Origin of the sequence: Nostoc sp. UHCC 0870 (assembly GCF_022063185.1) — a bacterium.
In the GTDB taxonomy this organism is placed as follows: domain Bacteria; phylum Cyanobacteriota; class Cyanobacteriia; order Cyanobacteriales; family Nostocaceae; genus Trichormus.
This window is the reverse complement of sequence record NZ_CP091913.1, coordinates 1,199,491-1,219,031: the sequence shown is the minus strand read 5'-3', so window position 1 is coordinate 1,219,031 and position 19,541 is coordinate 1,199,491. Positions and strand designations below refer to the sequence as shown.

The 19,541-nt window shown below is 40.7% G+C and carries 18 protein-coding genes and 2 CRISPR repeat arrays; of the genes, 12 read left to right on the top strand and 6 right to left on the bottom strand.

From position 1 onward, the window contains the following. Positions 1-91: 91 nt before the first annotated feature. Positions 92-1,145: a CRISPR direct-repeat array (repeat unit 36 nt; unit sequence CTTTACCGATTACTTGAAATCGGAATTAATGGAAAC). 168 nt (positions 1,146-1,313) lie between these two features. From L6494_RS05415 to L6494_RS05395, 5 genes are all read left to right on the top strand, one after another. Continuing rightward, positions 1,314-3,359: a WYL domain-containing protein gene (locus L6494_RS05415; RefSeq protein WP_237992002.1), complete on the top strand. Its 2,046-nt coding sequence runs from the start codon at positions 1,314-1,316 to the stop codon at positions 3,357-3,359. A gap of 212 nt (positions 3,360-3,571) precedes the next feature. Next, positions 3,572-4,584: a CRISPR direct-repeat array (repeat unit 36 nt; unit sequence GTTTCCATTAATTCCACTTCATTGAATAGAAGTGAC). A 297-nt stretch (positions 4,585-4,881) separates the two neighbouring features. Beyond that, positions 4,882-5,145, top strand: a complete 264-nt coding sequence (gene csx18, locus L6494_RS05410) for a CRISPR-associated protein Csx18 (protein ID WP_190709989.1) — start codon at positions 4,882-4,884, stop codon at positions 5,143-5,145. A gap of 47 nt (positions 5,146-5,192) precedes the next feature. Beyond that, positions 5,193-6,185, top strand: a complete 993-nt coding sequence (cas1, locus tag L6494_RS05405; protein ID WP_237992000.1) for a CRISPR-associated endonuclease Cas1 — start codon at positions 5,193-5,195, stop codon at positions 6,183-6,185. Positions 6,186-6,188: 3 nt separating this feature from the next. After that, positions 6,189-6,467, top strand: coding sequence for a CRISPR-associated endonuclease Cas2 (gene cas2 / locus L6494_RS05400; RefSeq protein WP_237991991.1), 279 nt, complete (start codon positions 6,189-6,191; stop codon positions 6,465-6,467). Between the two features lie 546 nt (positions 6,468-7,013). Continuing rightward, complete coding sequence (locus L6494_RS05395) at positions 7,014-7,517, top strand: phosphate-starvation-inducible PsiE family protein (protein WP_237991977.1); 504 nt, start codon at positions 7,014-7,016, stop codon at positions 7,515-7,517. Here the strand turns inward: L6494_RS05395 and L6494_RS05390 are convergent, their stop codons facing one another. Together L6494_RS05390 and L6494_RS05385 are read right to left on the bottom strand one after the other, a co-directional pair. Then, positions 7,518-8,645 carry a site-2 protease family protein gene (locus L6494_RS05390; protein ID WP_237991967.1) on the bottom strand — a complete coding sequence of 376 codons (1,128 nt, stop codon included), beginning with the start codon at positions 8,643-8,645 and terminating at the stop codon, positions 7,518-7,520. 526 nt (positions 8,646-9,171) lie between these two features. Continuing rightward, positions 9,172-9,648 (bottom strand): TspO/MBR family protein, encoded by a 477-nt coding sequence (locus L6494_RS05385; protein WP_237991965.1) that lies wholly within the window; start codon positions 9,646-9,648, stop codon positions 9,172-9,174. A 363-nt stretch (positions 9,649-10,011) separates the two neighbouring features. On the opposite strand from L6494_RS05385, the gene L6494_RS05380 reads away from it, so the two are divergent. Together L6494_RS05380 and L6494_RS05375 are read left to right on the top strand one after the other, a co-directional pair. Beyond that, entirely contained in the window at positions 10,012-10,284 is a 273-nt protein-coding gene (locus L6494_RS05380; protein WP_237991963.1) for a hypothetical protein, read from the top strand. Then, positions 10,272-10,718 (top strand): type II toxin-antitoxin system VapC family toxin, encoded by a 447-nt coding sequence (locus L6494_RS05375; protein ID WP_237991961.1) that lies wholly within the window; start codon positions 10,272-10,274, stop codon positions 10,716-10,718. Before L6494_RS05380 ends, L6494_RS05375 begins: the two co-directional genes overlap by 13 nt. A 19-nt stretch (positions 10,719-10,737) precedes the next feature. Here L6494_RS05375 and L6494_RS05370 read toward each other — a convergent pair whose 3' ends face one another. After that, on the bottom strand, positions 10,738-11,319 hold the full coding sequence (locus L6494_RS05370; protein WP_237991957.1) for a Uma2 family endonuclease: 582 nt from the start codon (positions 11,317-11,319) through the stop codon (positions 10,738-10,740). On the opposite strand from L6494_RS05370, the gene L6494_RS05365 reads away from it, so the two are divergent. Continuing rightward, positions 11,309-11,578, top strand: a complete 270-nt coding sequence (locus L6494_RS05365; RefSeq protein WP_237991954.1) for a hypothetical protein — start codon at positions 11,309-11,311, stop codon at positions 11,576-11,578. The two genes, L6494_RS05370 and L6494_RS05365, sit on opposite strands and share 11 nt — an antisense overlap. Positions 11,579-11,834: 256 nt before the next feature. Next, positions 11,835-12,203, top strand: a complete 369-nt coding sequence (locus L6494_RS05360) for a hypothetical protein (protein WP_237991952.1) — start codon at positions 11,835-11,837, stop codon at positions 12,201-12,203. Positions 12,204-12,472: 269 nt separating this feature from the next. On the opposite strand, the gene L6494_RS05355 is transcribed toward L6494_RS05360, so the two are convergent. Further along, entirely contained in the window at positions 12,473-13,030 is a 558-nt protein-coding gene (locus L6494_RS05355; RefSeq protein ID WP_237991950.1) for a CAP domain-containing protein, read from the bottom strand. Positions 13,031-13,449: 419 nt separating this feature from the next. Between L6494_RS05355 and L6494_RS05350 the strand changes: the two genes are divergently transcribed. Further along, a complete protein-coding gene (locus L6494_RS05350; protein ID WP_237991948.1) occupies positions 13,450-15,345 on the top strand; it encodes a purple acid phosphatase family protein in 1,896 nt (631 codons plus the stop codon). Positions 15,346-15,691: 346 nt separating this feature from the next. After that, the gene (locus L6494_RS05345) at positions 15,692-16,501 is read left to right on the top strand and encodes a SnoaL-like polyketide cyclase (RefSeq protein ID WP_237991946.1); all 810 of its coding nucleotides are present in this window, start codon (positions 15,692-15,694) and stop codon (positions 16,499-16,501) included. A gap of 116 nt (positions 16,502-16,617) precedes the next feature. Here L6494_RS05345 and L6494_RS05340 read toward each other — a convergent pair whose 3' ends face one another. After that, positions 16,618-18,177, bottom strand: a complete 1,560-nt coding sequence (locus L6494_RS05340) for a cation:proton antiporter (protein WP_237991944.1) — start codon at positions 18,175-18,177, stop codon at positions 16,618-16,620. A gap of 59 nt (positions 18,178-18,236) precedes the next feature. Here L6494_RS05340 and L6494_RS05335 point away from each other — a divergent pair, with 59 nt between their 5' ends. Then, positions 18,237-18,413 (top strand): hypothetical protein, encoded by a 177-nt coding sequence (locus tag L6494_RS05335; RefSeq protein WP_237991942.1) that lies wholly within the window; start codon positions 18,237-18,239, stop codon positions 18,411-18,413. 55 nt (positions 18,414-18,468) lie between these two features. On the opposite strand, the gene L6494_RS05330 is transcribed toward L6494_RS05335, so the two are convergent. After that, the gene (locus L6494_RS05330) at positions 18,469-19,506 is read right to left on the bottom strand and encodes a hypothetical protein (RefSeq protein WP_237991940.1); all 1,038 of its coding nucleotides are present in this window, start codon (positions 19,504-19,506) and stop codon (positions 18,469-18,471) included. Positions 19,507-19,541: the final 35 nt, after the last annotated feature.

Sequence of the window (19,541 nt, the reverse complement as noted above, 5' to 3'; positions counted from 1 at the left end):
CTCAATTTCGCACAACATAGTATAATGTTTTTCAGAGTGGTGTCGATTTGGCGGCTGAAACCCTTACGGGGTAAAGGCTGCTGAACGAACTCTTTACCGATTACTTGAAATCGGAATTAATGGAAACTATTTTAAGGTCATGCTCTAGCCATTCGTCCTGTTGTCTCCTTTACCGATTACTTGAAATCGGAATTAATGGAAACTTAAAGTAGGCGATTTCCGCCTTGTCTTTAATACTTTACCGATTACTTGAAATCGGAATTAATGGAAACAATTTAAAACTTCTCCAGCCTTATTAAAAGCGTAATTAAACTTTACCGATTACTTGAAATCGGAATTAATGGAAACATTGTTGTTTGCTCTTCTTCTTTTTTTCTTCAGGCCTTTACCGATTACTTGAAATCGGAATTAATGGAAACTAAATACTATTTCGGCTTGTGCAAGTTGATCCCTCCTTTACCGATTACTTGAAATCGGAATTAATGGAAACGTTTGTTCATTTTTTGCTCCTCAGCCTTAGCTTTACCGATTACTTGAAATCGGAATTAATGGAAACAATTCAACGTGCGTTCCATCGGGCAAATTAGCCACCTCCTTTACCGATTACTTGAAATCGGAATTAATGGAAACCAGTAGGGGAGAAACTACTTTCTTCCCAAAACTAATTAACCTTTACCGATTACTTGAAATCGGAATTAATGGAAACAATATGTGGTAAGGTTGCCTACCTCCCTGTCAAAAGCTTTACCGATTACTTGAAATCGGAATTAATGGAAACTTAATCTATCTGCAAGAGAGGTTAAAAAGTAGTCTAACTTTACCGATTACTTGAAATCGGAATTAATGGAAACCGTTGGCAGCAACTTCAGGCCTTAATCCCAATTGCCTTTACCGATTACTTGAAATCGGAATTAATGGAAACATGACCAAGCAATGTATCGAAGCAAGCAAATATACCTCCGCTTTACCGATTACTTGAAATCGGAATTAATGGAAACTTCAGTATGTTCAAAGAAATCTTTCACCTCTATATCACTTTACCGATCGCCTAAAATCGGAATTAATGGAAACCTTGCAATGGAGTTGCCCTTACCCCGTAAATCACTATCCTTTACCGATCGCTTAAAATCGGAATTAATGGAAACGCTGTAACTGAATCTAGGACTCGAAAATCAACTCCGAAAACTTTACCGATCGCCTAAAATGCTAAAATTTTAATTACGAACTATTTCGTTGTTCGCTTGAAAACCCTAGACAACAAACAAATAAAGGCTAAAAGTGAAAGTAGAAAAACTTTTAGGCTGAAATTTTTAATGATTTGTCACTTCCTCATTGGTGTCCCTGGTAGCGGAAAATCCACCTTCGCCACAGAACTAGCAAAGTTGGGGAATTATCGCATTGTTTCCACTGACGCAATTCGCGCCTCACTATACGGCGATGCGAATATCCAGGGGGAGTGGACAGAGATAGAGAAAGTTGCTACCTCTGAGATTGTGAATACGCTGGCTCAAGGTGATGGCGTAATCTATGATGCTACTAACGCCAAGCGCGTTTGGCGGATGGATTTGCTCAAAAAGTTAAATGGGGTTGATGTTCAGTGGATGGGGTGGTATTTACAAACCCCTATTGCAATTTGCAAGGCTTGGAATCAACAGCGCACGCGCCAAGTTCCAGATATCATTATTGAGAATATGCACAAATCTCTGCAAGAGTTTCCGCCGATAGCAGCAGAAGGTTTTGCAACAGTCAAAGCAATTGATGTCACTTCCCCAAATTTCCACATTCAACAGATTCAAAACCAAATCCAACAGCTACCACGTACACTAACTAACCGTGCTAACCGCAATCGCCACATTACTTTACATTCCTACAGTCGGTTGCTGGACTTTGAACGCCTGATGTATCTCATTTCCTTAATCATCCGCTATCCGGGGATGGGAAGTTTGCAATTCAATCACCCCAGTCTGCTAGAAACCATTTTTGGTTATGTTCCTGAATTTGCTAGTTCCATAGAAGAAGTTACCGCCTTCATCGGTAAATTTTGCGGTCAAATCTATGCTGATGCTGGGGCGATCGCATTTGATTTAGAATGGTTAGAGCAAAATTCTTTGATTGGGGTCAATACTATTGCTTTATCTTCCCCTATTACCCCACCAGTTAATCACGCCATTACACCATCTTCCTTTGTGACTCATGGCTATTCGGACTTCTACACGTTCCAGAGGTTAGTCCAAATCATTCGGTTTATCCTGCATCATCCATTGTTACAAGATACCAGCCAGGGAAGTTTACCCACTTTGGTTTCTGCACTTGGGCAATATGGAATTATTGATATTGATGGCTTAGATACCGTCCGCAAGGATATTGAAAAGGTGCTGAAGCCTTATAAAATCTTACCAGAATTTCCCCTGAGAGACGGCTATTTTGCAGGGACGGCGATTTTGTCACCCCATGAGTTAAGTCAGGTGTTTAACGTTCTGCAATCTCAGGCGAAAAGTCTAAATGACCCCGTGGCGTTGGAGATTTATGAAACTTTCGCCATGCGGATGGTACAAAGTAAATTGGGGGTGAGTCAGGTATATCCAGTACGGGCGATCGCTAACCGGAATATAATAGACCCAGAGTTTTTACCGTCAGATGCCCTATCTAAGAATTTACAGCAAGTTGAGGAAGCGATCGTTAAGGGACAACTGCTGGAATTTAATCGCTTTCCGGGTGGGGGTAAGTTTGCGCTGGACGAAGAAGGTTTTTTTCTAGCATTTCCTTTGCAAATTGTCTTTTGTAACCAAGCATGGTACTTGGGTTATGAATGTGAGGGAGGAAAGTATGCTGGACTTTTTCGGTTTGAGCGTTTGGATAGATTGTTTATCGGTCAATTTCAAGAAAGAGTACGTTCTAGACAGGAACAAGAGAAGTCATTACAGCAGTTGCAAAAACTTTATGCTGCTAGTCCTGGTATTTTTCTTGGGTATAGTGTGAGTGACCAGCAGCAGTTTCTTAGTCATATTAAACAAGAACGTTCTCAGGCTTGTATGACAATAGAGTTGTGGTTTAATGATATGATATTTCGATTTATCGCTGAAGGTACGAAAAGATTTCCACCGCAACAGATGAAAATGTCTCTTCCTGGAGAAAGTGGGCATTCAAGGTTGCCTAAGTCGATTTTCTGCCTAAAGAGAACGCAGAATAAATGTTTTCCTAATCGCTTTCAATTGGTATTACCTAAATGGTATTTGGGTGATGTAGAGTTTTTGAGATGGATTGTTGGGTTTGGTGGTAATGTTAGGGTGGTAAAACCTGAAGAGTTAATTATTAAAGTTAAAGGGATGGGTGAGGCAATTTTCAAGGTTTATGAATAATAATAAATAAAATTTTATATATATTTGGTAAGGGTCGGGATGTTGATATCTCGACTTTTTTATTTTGATGAATATATTTGTGTGAATAAAAGTCAATACGGTTCAGTTAAAACTAAAAACATGATTTTGCGTAGGTTGGGTTGAGGAACGAAACCCAACCCAATCTACAATTATCCTACTTTTGCTGACCTCTTCGCCTGGAATTGTTGGGGTTTCCAATTAATTCCACTTCATCGAATAGAAGTGACCGGTCGTATCATCAACGTAAGGACAGCGAAGTATATCAAGTTTCCATTAATTCCACTTCATTGAATAGAAGTGACTAATTATGCTTCTCTTACCACCATTGGGTTTGGTGATCAAACGTTTCCATTAATTCCACTTCATTGAATAGAAGTGACCTAAATGAAGAACAATTAAAACAAATTAAAAGAGTTTCCATTAATTCCACTTCATTGAATAGAAGTGACCGAAATCCCTATAGAGAACCTATACTTAATAGACGTAAAAGTTTCCATTAATTCCACTTCATTGAATAGAAGTGACAAAAAGTATTAGATTTAACAGGTATGTATGAAGATGATGAAGATGTTTCCATTAATTCCACTTCATTGAATAGAAGTGACATCTGCACTTTTAATACACTTAAGTATCATTACTGATGTTTCCATTAATTCCACTTCATTGAATAGAAGTGACTCCGATATTATAAGCGAAGCGAACAGAGCATCTATAAAGTTTCCATTAATTCCACTTCATTGAATAGAAGTGACAGGAGAAGGCACAGAATTAGAAGCATTTGAAGATGAGGGTTTCCATTAATTCCACTTCATTGAATAGAAGTGACACCAACAACCCAGGTGGGCATAGACGTTACCTTGTCCCGCAGGAAGATATAGTTTCCATTAATTCCACTTCATTGAATAGAAGTGACTCACAAAGCGCATTGTCAATGCTGCAAATAAAGTAAATAGTGTTTCCATTAATTCCACTTCATTGAATAGAAGTGACTATTTTCTAACGGAACTCTTGCTGCAACATGGGTTGTTTCCATTAATTCCACTTCATTGAATAGAAGTGACGCAAATAAAAATACTATGTAGGTATATCTAAACTGGTTTCCATTAATTCCACTTCATTGAATAGAAGTGACTGGCCGCCGAGCTGGACGACAGCGTGCTGGTGCTCAGTTTCCATTAATTCCACTTCATTGAATAGAAGTGACCCACCCCTATTTAAACCCTTACAGAGCCTAATGTCCAGCTGCCATTTGCGGCCGGGTCGATAAATGCAGCAAATCTTGCATCAACCGAGAGAATTAAAACGCCTAAAACCCTTACACAGAAAGACATCGGCCGCCTCAACGAAAAAATAAGCCTTTCCAGATTTTCGCCACCCCGGCGCAGAAAAAACAGAACGATAGGAAAAATTCGTCATTCGCATGAAAACACTAGCATCATCCCAAACCAGCCCTTACCTTAAGGCATAGAACAAATTCGCACAAGCATCAACCATAAAACTTATGTATATCTCCTCCCGTGCTGCATTAGTTCGTAACTTTGGAGTAGCCATACTTAATGGCGGTATCACTTTAATTATCCTATTAATCGCTCCCTTGGGGCTAGCAGCCGTCATCATCAATACAATCTTAGTCACAGTAGCCAGTTTTGTTAACGCCACCGCCGGCGATGCTGTAGTTAATTTCTTGCAACCATCACAAATCAAAACATTACTAGCTGAAGTCATCGCTAAACAGTCACAACTAACCAAAGAAAACGAAAATTAACCAACCACATTTCTGCTAATTTACCTTGAATATTATATTAACATATTATGCGGACACTTTACGTATCCAAACAAGGTTGTTACATTACCCTCAAAGCTGAAAACATCATCATTAAACAAGGAGAAACCATTCAAGGTGAAGTACAATTACCACTACTAGAACAAATCCTAATATTCGGTAAATCCCAAATTACGACACAAGTAATTCGTACTTGTCTTTGGCGAAATATTCCCATAGCTTACCTATCTCGAATGGGATACTGTTATGGTAGGCTCATGCCAATTGAAAGAGGATATCGTCAGTTATCCCGCTACCAGCAAAACCTAACAGAAATAGAACGCCTTTTAGTAGCCAGAAAAATCATCCAAGCCAAACTAAAAAACAGTCGCACATTTTTGATGAGACAGCAGCGACGTAAACCCTCAACCTCTGCTGATATCGCTATTAAAAGTTTAGAAGTATTGTTGCAAAAAGTAGGTGAATCTGAAACAATTGAACGCATCATGGGCTTAGAAGGTGCTGGTGCAGCACAATATTTTTCAGCATTTGGTGAATGTTTGAATCATCCTGATTTTGTCTTCTTAGCCCGCAGTCGCCGCCCTCCGGGGAATCCGGTGAACGCCATGCTAAGTTTTGGATATCAAATTCTGTGGAATCATCTACTCACATTAATTGAACTTCAAGGACTAGACCCCTACTATGCTTGTTTACATCAAGGGACAGAACGCCACGCTGCGCTTGCTTCCGATTTAATCGAAGAATTTCGTGTTCCTATTATTGATTCCCTGGTACTGTGGTTAGTCAACAGCAAAGTCATGGATGTGCAAACAGACTTTGAATATCACAATGGCGGTTGCTATTTAAATAATTACGGTCGTCCCAAATATATAAAATATTTCTTACAACGTCTAGAAGAAGAAGTACAAAATGCCAAAGGGGAAAAACAACCTCGTTGGGATTTAATGACCCAGCAAATTAAATTTTTTAAAGAATTTGTTTATCAGCCTAGTCAACTATATAATCCTTATCAGATTCGTTAATTAATGCTGTTTTATATAGTAGTATATGACATCCCTTGCGACAAAAGACGCAAAAAAGTCTCAGATTTATTAGAAGGTTATGGTAAACGAGTTCAATATTCAGTGTTTGAATGTATTCTTAACGAAAATAAATATAAAGAACTAAAAAAAAGACTCCGAAAGCAAGTCAAACTCCCAGAAGATAGCGTGCGATTTTATCCTTTAACCAGGCATACATTCAACCAAATCGAAACTTGGGGAGAAGCACCAGTTACGGAACTTCCAGGCTCAACTATTATCTAATTCATCACTCTTCAGTCGCCTACGGTGTACACACAAATCCAACATTTTCACGCTGAACCCTGTCCCACCTAGAACTTAAGTTCTAGGCTAATAGCTAAAGTCCACTCAAGTGGACTAAATGAAATTTCTCTTTGAGTCCTCTTGAGTGGACTTACGCTATGAGACTCGGAATTGATTCCGAGGGGGGATAGATACACTGCGCCAAAACTTGTGTGTACACCGTAGCTTCGGTCGAGGGGAGAGTTGATTTTTCTAAAAGTTGCGATACATCATAGCCCCCTCTTCGCTTGCGGGGAGGGGGTTGGGGGTGGGGTTCTTGTAACTTACTCAACAAAGAAACACTATACATCAATTCAAGGTGCGTTAGCCTACGGCATAACACACCCTACCAACTAGAAAAAGTGAATTTGAATACATTTAAAATTATGTAAATATTGAGCATTTTAGATTGTTATCAAAACTCTAAAAACTCATTGAATTATGATAATTTTTGTTTCTTAAATTGTCTATCATGAAAAAGTGTACCCCATAATGCACTGGAGTAATATGCCCAAACGGATAATCACAAAGTTAAATACCTGGTTCAACCGAAAAACAATTGTCACGAATCTAGAAGTCTTTCAAGACATTATTATTATTTCTCTTTGCATGAGCTTGTTTTGCGTGATGCTCATCCGTCTAGGTGATATGTTTTTATCTTTTTTACACCCATTAGATTTACGGGAAGTCACATCTGATATTTTGTTTATTTTAATTTTAGTAGAGTTATTTCGCTTATTAATTGACTATTTACAAACACAGAAAATCTCAGTAGGAGCAGCCGCAGAAATTACTATAGTTTCTGCTTTACGGGAGGTAATTTTGCGGGGTGTGTTAGAGATTCCCCGTGACCAAATTTTTGGTATCTCCTTCTTTTTGATAGTTTTAACAGGCATTCTCATCGCTTTACCTTGGATATCTCGATTTTTTAATCATGTCAGAATTATCAGTCCAGAAATATCAGCAGATGATACAGATTTATTATCAGAAACCTCAATTGCTGCCGATTAGTTAAGCAACTTCCCCAAACTCTCGTCGTCGCTGTAGCCAGTTCGCTATATCATTCGTGGTAATAATACCTGTAAGCAAATCATCTTGAATGACTAGCACTCGCCGCACTCCTGATGTTTGCATTTTTTCTAGTACCTGAGACATTTGTTCTTCTGGTCGCGCACTTATCCCCTCTTGTGTAGGAATCATCGTCTCTTGAACAGTGCGATACATCCATTCTTCTCGCGGGATATCCTTAACTTTATTTAAAGTAATCATGCCTATCGGTTTACTATCTTCCATGACTGGAAAAGAATGATAACGGCGACTGAGGAAATATTTATCTACTAATTCTTGCAGTGTCAACTCAGCATTTACTGTCTCTGGATAGGGTGTCATAACTTCCCTGACTCGTACTCCTTGCAAACTGGTACGCAGCAAAATTTCCTCATAACTAGCTTCAGCAGCAGTGTAGAGAAACCAACCAATTAGAACAAACCAGAGTCCGCCTAAAACAGCACCACCAAATGTCTGTAATATACCCAAAGCAATCAGTAAATAACCCAGCAATTTACCGCCTGTAGAGGCAATTTGTGTAGCTTTCTTCAAGTTACCTGTGTACTTCCACACCAGAGAACGGAAGACACGACCGCCATCTAAAGGAAACCCTGGTAACATATTAAAAATAGCGAGGATCAGGTTAATGGATGCTAAGTAAGAAGTCACACCATTAACTACCACACTCCAACCTGCATTTCTGCCTATGTACCAAAGCAAGCCAAATAGGGCAGATAGTACAAAACTAGTAACAGGCCCAATGATGGCTATTTGAAATTCATCCCCTGGGTTTTCTGCATCCATCCGAGTGCGGGAAACTCCACCAAAGATAAATAGGGTAATACCTTCAACGGGAATTCCTTTTGACCTAGCTACAAAAGAGTGGGAAAGTTCATGAGCTAGTAAGGATGCAAAGAACAGTAATGTTGCTACTATGCCCATGCCAAAGTAAGTAGCATTGTCAAATCCGGGATAATTAGCAGGAAATAACCCTGTGCTTAGAGTCCACAGGACAAGAAAGAAAATTACTAACCAAGACAGGTCTATTCGGATTTCAAAACCGAAGAAAGAACCTAAGCGAAAACCTTGCATAATTTGCTTTTATTTGAGCGCAAAAGATCATCGAAGTCACCAAAAGCTTAGAAAATGATGATTATTGCTGCCTCTAGCAAACGATAGAGTCTTGTGTATCAAAGGAAATAACTGGGGATTGGGCATTATATTTACCGTTTGTAGTAAGGACTTTAGTCCTTATTTTTCTGAGAGGTTGTTTGAAAAGTGATATCTTGTGATGTTAATCACATTCTTACCCCCCTTAATCCCCCCTTGGAAAGGGGGGAAACCGGAAAATCTAGTTCCCTCCCCTTTCCAAGGGGAGGGTTAGGGTGGGGTAAACCAAGGACTGGAGTGATTCGATAACTTCTGTGTACACCGTAGCTTTACAAGGGGAGGGTTAGGGTGGGGTAAAAAATATTTGATATATCAGTTGTAGGTTGGGTTGACGTAAGAAAACCCAACACAAATATTTATGTTGAGTTTCTGAGGTTCATGTTGGGTTGCGCTGCGCTTAACCCAACCTACATTTAAGGACTAAAGTCCTTACTACGAACTGTTAAAACTAAACCCCTGCACCGGGATTGAGTTGCAGTAATAACCAAGTTAGATACGTCCCGAAAGGCCCCCAAAGTGCGTAGGGAAGGAATAGCCAAGCGGCTTTTTGGGAAATTGGCTTAACTACAAAAGCGAGAATGTAGACCAAAAGTGTGGCTAATCCACCGAGAATTATTCCCCCTGTGAGGCTTTTCAGTTCTACTACAACGGGACTGTAGGTGGAAGTGAGGATAGCAATTAATGCGTAAATAGCCATCAAAAGCCAAGGTCGAGAACCTTGTCTAGTTTTTTTCTCCCAAACAATAATGGCTGAGATGGTGAGACACGCCCAAATTAAAGTCCAAACAAACGGGATGATAAATTCAAAGGTCAACCAGTCAGGGCGTTGCAAATTTTGAAACCAAGGGTCGCGCAGTGAGGTAAACAGGCTACCGCCAAAAAATAATGCTGCTGAAACTGCTGTAATAATCCATCTAGCTTTCACAATGGTTTCCTGTCATGGTGGCTGATATTTGCAGTTTAACTTGGGTTTGACAGATTGCAACTCTCTTTAGTAAAGATGTGTGTACAAACCATGTCTGTGTTGTGGATTGGTGATAGAGAGTTTCATCAAATTTATAATGCAGCTAATACGCATAATAACTTATAGGATCGCTGATAATATAACCGTAGAAGATAAGTATTTTCCCTGTTATCAATTATTAAGGATTAACTATGGTTGACCCTATTTCTCTGATTATTACTGCTTTAGGTGCTGGGGCGATCGCACAAAAGCAGATTTTCCCAATATGCGATCGCATCATAGCCAAATCTGCGCCATGATTAATACAATATAGGGCAAATTTAAATGGGAGCAGACAAGATGCAATCGGCGTTAAGAATTGAAACTCAAGTTTTACCAGGCAACAAAATTGAAATCAATTTGCCTAATGATACTGCCTTAACCTCAGTAGGACAAACTATTGAGGTGATTGTCTTGTTACCAGAACAGAAACCTGCACTAAAAAGCCAATCCATTCTGACATTGCTTGAAGAAATCCATAGACAACGCCCTGTCGGCAGAAGTGTAGAAGAAATCAATCGAGATATACAGGTAGAGAAAGAAGCATGGGACAACTAACTTTTTCCAATGCTGACCGTATATACATTGATACAGTAACGATTATTTACGCCGTTGAACAGACCCCAATTTATGGAATGTTGCTGAATCCTCTATGGAATAACCTTCAGACAGGAAACCTTGAAGTTTTTACCAGTGAACTGACTTTGATGGAAACCCTAGTCGTACCAATGAGAAATTCAGATATGTTTCTGATTCATGCCTACGAGCGATTGTTGCAATCACCCCAAATACAATTAGTTCCCATTAGTCAGGCCATCTTGAAGGAAGCAGCAAGACTGCGTGCTATTACACCTTCATTGAGAACACCCGATGCCATTCATCTTGCAACAGCTACAGCATTAGGCTGTACCCAGTTTCTCACCAATGACCGACAACTAAGAACAGTGTCAAACTTATTCATCGTGATTTTAGATGAAGTGCTGGCATCATAAGATATCGCTTTTGTTTTATCTATTCTTCTACTGGTGCAAATACCACACCTTCATAGAGTTTTGCTATGGCAAAATCAAATTCTATGCTAGATAGTGTGATCATATCTCCCTCAGTGTAGGGATAGTAAAGCCACATTCTTCCCTCTCCCCGACAGAAACGTTCAACAGAGATTTTTTCGGAATCTATCAATAAATATTCTTGTAAAGAGGGAATTGTTAAGTAATTAGTGAATTTCTCGCCCCGATCTTTGCTACTCGTACCAGGGGATAAAACTTCAGCAATTATTGTGGGATTTTGAATAAATTTGCGAGCATTCAGGTCTTGAGGGTTGCAACTGACGATTAAATCAGGATAATAATAGATATTTTTAGTATTAAATTGCACTTTCACATCTGACACATTCACTCGGCAACCTCTAGCACGTAAATGTGGGTATAAAACTCTGTAAAAGTTCAGTGCAATGTCATTGTGAGGAATTGTACCACCAGTCATGGCAAAAACTTCGCCATTAACATATTCATAACGAAGCTCTTGCTGTAGTTCCCATGCGAGATATTCCTCGACAGTCATTTTTTGCGGTTGTTGGGGGATGGCTACCATAGCAAGACAGTTTCTAGTTTGTTTTGATTTTAGCTTGGCAACTTCTGCTTTCCCAGATGTAGCTTCTGTTTTCCCGGATGTAGCTTCTGCTTTCCCGGAAGTAACTCCTGTCTTCCCGGATGTAACTTCTGCTTTCCCGGATGTAACTTATGTCTTCACGTTTTCGTGTTTCGCGCACTTTGTAGCAACTTCCACTTTAACGTTAAGAAGTTCAAGCGATGTGGAAGTTATTAATAATCTAACTTTTCACGGCATCTAGAAAACTCCTCTGCAAACCTCTCTCCTGCAAAGAAAGAGGCTTTGATTCTTGCTCCCCTTCCCTTGTAGGGAAGGGGTTGGGGGTTAGGTTTCACGTTAACTTTTCCACATCACGTAAAAAGTCAGATAAATAATAACTGCTGTAAATTACCTAATCTTTAAATTTTTTCATAAAAATCAACAATTTTACGTATGACAACGCCTTAAACAAATGTCCACTATAGAGTTAGGGTCAATTTGGAAGATAAGTATTAAATATGGCAAGACAAAAACGCAATTCACGTATGCTTGATAAAGCTGAGATACGTCTAGCAAGCATTAAATCTATTAGTCCAACTCTAGATGTAGGAGAGGGGTTGACGGTTCAAGATTATACCAAAAAAATTGAACGCCTCAGAAAATCTCTGGAAGCTTACAATACCACTCTTTCCAGTATTGATGTTTTATTAACTCAGATAGTTGAATATGAAGAAGATTTAGCAGACTATTCTGAGAGCATTTTGCGTGGTGTTGCTTATAAGTTCGGTAATAATAGCCACGAGTATCAAATGGCTGGAGGAACGCGCAAGAGCGATCGCAAACGTGCTATGCGTCAAAAGGTGGTTTTGACTACTACCTCAAGCTAAGAATACAGTAAAATTTCTTTTTATATCAAGGTTTTACCCCCCTTAATCCCCCCTTGGAAAGGGGGGAAACCGGAAAATCTAGTTCCCTCCCCTTTCCAAGGGGAGGGTTAGGGTGGGGTAATTCGAGGACTGATAATAATTTGATAACTTGTGTGTACACGGTAGCCCCGCAAGCAAAGAGGGGGCTATGACAACATACCTGATGTGATTAGGAAACGCTATATGCGATGCCTGCGGCGGGCGTAGCCAACACCCCGTAGCCGGAATTACTACGGAAATGGTCTTAAGAATAACTGGGTAACGTAGTAAGTATTACCCTCTCGCCAAACTCCTACACCTGTTTCTGTAAACACTGGACGCAGAATATTTTCTCGGTGTCCTGGGCTTTTCATCCAGCCTTCAATGGCTGCTGGTACTGGCCTAGGTACATTCTGACTTTTGAATAAATTTTCACCCACTACTGAATAAAGAATACCATCTCTCGTAACTCTTTCTTGTGGTGTGCTACCGTCAGCACCAGTATGGCTAAAAAAGTTTTGTTCTGCCATCTGACGGCTATATTTACGGGCTACTTGTGCTAATTTTGGATGATCTTTGAGTGGCTGAAGCCCATTTTTTTGTCTTACTTGGTTAATACCTTGACGGATTTCGGACTCGATTTGGGCAGTTGTGGCAGATTCAGGAGTAATTAATGGTTGTGGGGATTGGCTTAATGGTATGTCAATGTTGGGCAGAGGTGGCAATTGTTTTGTAACTTGCTCACACCCGGTAGATGATAGCGCGATCGCAACCCACACTAAGTATAATTTTTGAGGCAATCGATTCATAGTTATTTTCAATTTTCTATCCTGACTTTTAACGTTATGTGGAAAAGCTAACGGGAAACCTAACCCCCTAACCCCCTTCCCTACTAGGGAAGGGGGAATATGTAGAGACGTTTCATGAAACGTCTCTACATTGGTAGGGGAGAGGTTTCAAGAGGGGTTTTCCAGATAACGTTAAAAGTCAGTCCCCTATCCCTCTGTCCCCTGTCACCTATCCCCTATCCCCTGTCACCTATCCCCTATCCCCTATCCCCTATCCCCTATCCCCTATCCCCTATCCCCTATCCCCTATCCCCTGTCACCTGTCACCTTAACCCTACAATATTGGGTGCTTAACCTAGTCTTCACCCCAGAACTATAAGAAATGAATAGCTTCAGTCCAGAGCAGACTAGGAAACCCAACGGAGTTACGATTAATATCTATGCTACACAAGTTGTGCTTGCCGCAAATAGCGATCGCCCTGACACTCACTACTGGATTGATTTCTGCTACAAGCTTTCCAGCCAACGCATCCTCTTTCCGCATCAATCCCTATTTACAGCAGCCTTCGACTGAAGGAATGTATTTTACTTGGTTTACGGAAGAAGAAGTACCCGGCATTCTCTCAATTACTGGGGCTGGTCTAAGTAATCCCCTCAATTTTACCAGTACACCTGCATACCAGTCAGTGCTAGCATACACCAACGCCGAAAAGAATCAGAATATTACTGGTTTAGCTCCAGGGTCGTGGTTGCTCAGTGATAACAACTATAAACATAGCGTTGATGTGCGTGGTTTGTTACCGGGAACAACATATCAATATACGGTAGTCCAGGGGACGAGTGTTTTTAACTCATCTTTTAAAACTGCTCCCACTAAAGACGACTGGAATAGCATCCGCTTTATTGCCATGTCCGACAGTGAAACCGAGCCAGCCGGACGTTTTAGCCGCCGTGAATGGCAACCCGGTGCTTTAGCTCCAGGTTCAGCCGCACGCCCCGAATTGAGTGGTAGTCAATGGGCAAATACTTTCGGCACTGCCGGCTCAGGTGGTTCACAAACTTTGCGCTATGCTTTGACTGAAACTGAAGGCTACAAACGCAACCTTGCGATCGTTAACAGCCGCAACCCTGACTTCCTGCTGATGCCTGGTGATTTGGTGCAAGGTGGTGGATACCAACCAGGCTGGGATGAATTTTTCCGGCACAACGCCGGGGAATTTGACAGTGGTTTGTCAAAATACCCCATTTTGCCAGCCTTGGGTAACTGGGAGAACTTTGGCGCACTCAATGGCGGTTATGGTACTGATGCTGATGGACGTTTTGGCCCTAAATTTGGCCGCGATAAATATCATGTCTACTTTGATGCACCTGACAACGGTACACCAGATCATCAAGATAATTACTATCGTATCGACTACGGCCCTATCACTATTATTACCCTCGATAGTTCCAATGGTGAGCCAGATGATCGACGCAGTAACTACGGGGGTGATGGTCAACTACCGAAAATAAGCGGACAAGATTACACAGGTACAGGGACTGACACCCAAGATAACTATACACGTACCCAATATGAAGCGGCTGGCGGTACTGACTTAGCAGACTTTAACCCTGGTAGTCCCCAATGGAATTGGGCAAAAGCACAATTAGAAGATGCACGAGCCAAAGGTCAAATGATTTTTGTGCAGTTCCATCACGCACCCTACAGCAGTGGTGAACACGGACAACCCATGAACCATGCTCTGTCAACAGGTCAGGGCGGTACACCCATGCGCCAATACCAGGGTATGTTTGAGGAATTTGGTGTCTTGGCGGTGCTGTCTGGTCATAGTGAAATGTTCGAGCGCAGTTTTGTTGATGAAAACGGCGACGGTATTGGCGTATATTACTATGATGTAGGCGTATCAGGTGATGGGTTACGGGGTGAGAAACGTAACGGTTCAAGCTTGAGCGACCCCCTACTCAAGTACAACAGCTTCAGCCAATGGACAGCCGACCAAAGTGAAGGTGAGTTTTGGCAAGACATCGCTGGGGCGTTGCAATTAGTGGATGGTGGTAAACACTACGGACATCTTGAGGTGAATTTAGAGAAACTCAATGGAGCAAATGGTAAATATGCCAAAGTTACTCTGACACCAGTGTATAACTTCCCCATCCTTGATCAAAACTATAATTTATTGCGTAGCGATCGCCGCACCTACAGCGATGAGATTACCTTTTTCGTAGATACCAATGGGCGAATTATCCAAGAAGTTCCTGAACCTAGTCTAATTTTTGGTTTCTTGGTGTTTGGCTTAGGTACGTTAGGATTCAAATCACGCAAAATTAAGCAATAAGAGCCTTTGGCATAATTAACCAAAATAATCGGTGCGTTACACTGCATTAACGCACCCTATTTGTTTAAGAATAAATTACATATTAAAACTAAAAATATCAACAAATTACTATCTAAAATTATTTGAGATTATCTATATTAATCAACTTTTTTTGTACTGGCTGGCATAATAGTAAAAGATGCAAGTAGATGTACTTCAAAATCTCTGACGCTACAAACGAATGAGAGATTAAATCTGCAAAAAAGCTGTATAACTAGCTGCAAAACTAGAGGGTTTTCATTGCGTAATTCTGTTGCTCATCATCAATTTACATTTATTTCTTAGTTAACTTTTCGCGTAGGCATTTATGAATCCCATCGACATCAGCAAGCTTAATCTTTGGGTACAAGATAGAGATACAGTGCTAGAATATAGCACTGATATAGAATGGCGATATGGTCAAAAACCAGACTATACTCATTCTAATGAAAAACTTGCCGAAGAAAGCATACAAAATCACCCCGAAAATTCCCTAGAAAGATTAGTCCAAAACTTGGTGCGCGCTTTTGATATTGAGGCCAATTTTAAGACTAACCCTGCTCAATGGCTAACTGTTGTTCAAGATAAGTTTCGCATGAGTACCAATGGTGGTTATGGCTACACCATCACAGATTTAATTAATTCTGGTACTTATAAACTATTAATTGGTAATAACAAACATTACAAAGCCAGTGAGGAAAATTTTGAAACCTCAACGAACCTTTTTCATACAGCATTTCCCGAAGGTTTCTTATGGGAGGTGTTAGAAGTTTATTCAACCCCCCCAAGTATCGTTTTTAAATGGCGACATTGGGGTGCTTTTAATGGTGCATACAAAGATTATGCACCGACAGGTGAAACTATTGAAATTATTGGCACTAGTGTTGTTCATCTGAGAGATGACCTAAAAATTCTCTCTTTAGAACACTACTATGACAACACTAAGTTTCTAGCAAAACTTACATCAGGTGGTAAGCTACCACCTAATCTGCAAACACAACAACTAACAGGTACAAAAACCAAATCGTCTCTGTGGCAAAAGTTATGGAATTTTATCAAGAAACTTTGGCCTTGGAGAAAAAAATCAACCGATGTAAATCTCTCTACTAGTCGTTGTCCCTTTGCTGTAAGTGAGTAATGAGTGCTGAGTAGTGAGTGATGAGTGATGAGTGCTGAGTGCTGAGTAGTGAGTAGTAAGTGGGACGTTAGCCTGTGCTAAATGTTCACTTCCTCATACCTGTCACCTGTCACCTGTCACCTATCATGGGGCAAAACATTTTCCAGCATGGGTGCTAGTTCTTTATTTAACCTACCGGATTTGACAAATTCTGCATAGGTATCTGCCTCAACTGCCAATAGTTTTTCTTGAAACTGTTCAGTGATAAAGTTCTGGATATTGGGGTACTCATCTTGTAATTTGTCAATCTTGGTTTGCATCTGCTCAATCTCACCAGTGATGAGTTTTTCTTGATAGCGGACAAACTCCGGGTTAATACCAGGATGTTGTTCTGTTTGCAGATATTTTAGAACTCGTTCTAAGGCGATATTACGAGCAACCATTTCTAAATACTGTTCCCGTAGGGGTGCATCGCCTAACAAATTTAGCTGTTTAACTAATGGCTTGATGGTCAATCCTTGAATGAGTAGGGTAAATAAAACTACTCCAAATACGATCGCAATAATTTTGTCTCGATCTGGTAAAACTGCTGGTACACTCAATGCCAATGCTATGGAAACAGAACCGCGTAACCCTCCCCACCACAGGGTTGTTTGTTCGGGTAGAGAAATTGTTGATTTGGTGATAGTTTGACTGAGATAGCTGAGAATGTAAATTGCTACAGCTCGCATTAAAATCATGGCAGCAACTGTTACACCGATGATTTGTAGGTTTTCTCTGAGACTGGCAAAGCGCATTTGGTCGCCAATCAGCAAAAAGACAATGGAATTGACGAAAAAGGCTAAAAAGTCCCAAAACTCGGACACAATAATCCGGGTGCGGGGATTCATGCCGATGCGAGAGCCAAAGTTACCTAAAATTAAACCTGTGGTGACAACTCCAATTACCCCAGAACCACCCAAATCTTCAGTAATTAAGTAAGTACCATAAGCAGATACTAAGGTCAGAGATTGTTCAACCATCGGTAAATCAAAGCGTTGGGTGAGGTAGGAAATACCAAAACCAATCAAACCACCCACCGCTAAACCAATACCAATAACTTGAAATAACTCCAATAAAACAGGCTGTAGCCCTAATTCGGCATTACCTAAAGGTAAGGCTACTAAAAAACCAAAGGCAACTACAGCCATGCCATCATTAAATAAGCTTTCACCTTCCATCAAAGTAACAAGGCGGTTGCTTACGCCTAATTCCCGAAATAAAGCCGTTACCGAAACAGGATCAGTAGCTGAAAGACTCGCAGCAATGAGCAAAGCTGTAGTGATAGATAATCCAGCTAGTTGATTGAGTCCAATTGCTACCCCCGCAATGGAAATGACCACCCCCAATACTGCATACAAACAAATGGGGATAAATTCCTGCTTCAAGTCTGACCATTTCAGATTCCATGCAGCTTCAAATAAGAGGGGAGGTAAAAAAATGAACAGAATTAAGGCTGGGGAAAGAGTAACTAGGCGGACATCAACCACCGCTAAACCTAAGCCGACAATGACTAAAAGTAAAGTGTAGGGTATCTGGCGAAACCAGTTAAATATCTGTGGTAAGGTCGCCACCCCTAAAGATACCGACAGCACTAGAAGAAACTGCTTGAGATTAGAGGCGATCGCTTCCTCTCCAATTGCTGATTCAATTACCATATTCAATAAGTCTAATCAGGGAATAATGTATCCTGTAAAAACATAGAGCATCAATTCTTTTGCTGCTAGTTACTACAGGTATACCGTTATTATCCCGCAGACTTAAAGTTCCTTATGTTGCAGGTTTAGTGCTGGCGGGATTAGCTATTACTGAACTGTTACCACGCCGGATTTTTTTTGTAGTTAGCGAAGCTATGCCGCAGGCTTTACCCTTCACTACGTTGCGCTCAGAATGACAAATCATCGAAATTTTTTATACTTCCTTTCCGAGCTTCGCGTAGACTGTAGCACTTAATCCAGAAGATAGTGAGCAAAAATATCTCGGTTGACAGTTGTATTTTCCCCTACAAAGTAGGAGCTGTGCGCGCAGGATAATCTATAGCCAAACCACTCTAATAGACAACCGATGGGTTGAAGTCCCAGGTTTTCCTGAGTAATCTCGAACATATCCCCTAACATCCCGCCAACTAGATCCCCTTGTGCATCAAGATTAATCCATTTATTCACCATAGAAGGTCGGCGACCATCCTGATTTTCTGGGCGCAAAGAGGCGCGTACTGGTCCAATAGATAACGCACTGCCCACAGTAAAGAAGTTCGAGACTTGTCCCTGTAAAAATTGTTCAGCCTCAAGTTCTCGTAACCCTTCGTAGGCAACTACAGTACCCCAACTGTGGGAAATAATGTCGATTTGATTATTACTGCCAAGGAGTGGTTTCACAGTATCAGTAAAGCGATTGATGATTTGTTGGCGCATTTCGCTGTTCAACATATAGATGAGAAAGTCATCAATTCCCAAAACCTGACTAGGTTCTATGACACGAGTCTGCATGGACAGATGTACCTGGCGACCACCGCCAGTTTTTGCGGCTATCTCTTGTCGCTGTCTATCTTCTAAAATTGCCAGAATCTCTCGCTTTAATTGCTCTTTTTGCGTAGTATCAACCATATCAGCAACAGTTGACGCATTAACTAAATCACTCCACAGCACCTCTCTACGGGTATCGCCAAGATTGCCATCCTCGAACACTTTCCCAATATAAGGTTGTAATGCTTGCCACCAACTGTTGGAATATCCATCTTGATGCTGGCTAATCCCATGCACATAGACAAGATAACGGTTTTTAGTAATGCTTGGCAGCACCCCTGTTGATACTTGGGATACTGCAACCATATCTAATAGCTTCAGGTAAGCTTCAATCAGAAGCCGTTGATTTTCTGAAAAACTTTTGGCTATTGTGAGAGGTGAAGATACCTCTGGTAGGGCTTGTTTCTGTTGATCCAAAATCGAACCATTACGAGTTTGATTTTCTTGCTGTGGTACTGGCATAAATTTTTACTTTTTTAGTTTCTAGATATAGCTAC

Coding starts and splice junctions, on each gene's coding strand:
- cas2 (WP_237991991.1), top strand. CDS start 6,189: ATGCTGTTTTATATAGTAGTATATGACATCCCTTGCGACAAAAGACGC.
- L6494_RS05350 (WP_237991948.1), top strand. CDS start 13,450: ATGCTACACAAGTTGTGCTTGCCGCAAATAGCGATCGCCCTGACACTC.
- L6494_RS05340 (WP_237991944.1), bottom strand. CDS start 18,177: ATGGTAATTGAATCAGCAATTGGAGAGGAAGCGATCGCCTCTAATCTC.
- L6494_RS05370 (WP_237991957.1), bottom strand. CDS start 11,319: ATGGTAGCCATCCCCCAACAACCGCAAAAAATGACTGTCGAGGAATAT.
- L6494_RS05345 (WP_237991946.1), top strand. CDS start 15,692: ATGAATCCCATCGACATCAGCAAGCTTAATCTTTGGGTACAAGATAGA.
- L6494_RS05375 (WP_237991961.1), top strand. CDS start 10,272: ATGGGACAACTAACTTTTTCCAATGCTGACCGTATATACATTGATACA.
- L6494_RS05360 (WP_237991952.1), top strand. CDS start 11,835: ATGGCAAGACAAAAACGCAATTCACGTATGCTTGATAAAGCTGAGATA.
- L6494_RS05330 (WP_237991940.1), bottom strand. CDS start 19,506: ATGCCAGTACCACAGCAAGAAAATCAAACTCGTAATGGTTCGATTTTG.
- L6494_RS05355 (WP_237991950.1), bottom strand. CDS start 13,030: ATGAATCGATTGCCTCAAAAATTATACTTAGTGTGGGTTGCGATCGCG.
- L6494_RS05395 (WP_237991977.1), top strand. CDS start 7,014: ATGCCCAAACGGATAATCACAAAGTTAAATACCTGGTTCAACCGAAAA.
- L6494_RS05390 (WP_237991967.1), bottom strand. CDS start 8,645: ATGCAAGGTTTTCGCTTAGGTTCTTTCTTCGGTTTTGAAATCCGAATA.
- L6494_RS05415 (WP_237992002.1), top strand. CDS start 1,314: ATGATTTGTCACTTCCTCATTGGTGTCCCTGGTAGCGGAAAATCCACC.
- L6494_RS05365 (WP_237991954.1), top strand. CDS start 11,309: ATGGCTACCATAGCAAGACAGTTTCTAGTTTGTTTTGATTTTAGCTTG.
- L6494_RS05380 (WP_237991963.1), top strand. CDS start 10,012: ATGGGAGCAGACAAGATGCAATCGGCGTTAAGAATTGAAACTCAAGTT.
- cas1 (WP_237992000.1), top strand. CDS start 5,193: ATGCGGACACTTTACGTATCCAAACAAGGTTGTTACATTACCCTCAAA.
- csx18 (WP_190709989.1), top strand. CDS start 4,882: ATGTATATCTCCTCCCGTGCTGCATTAGTTCGTAACTTTGGAGTAGCC.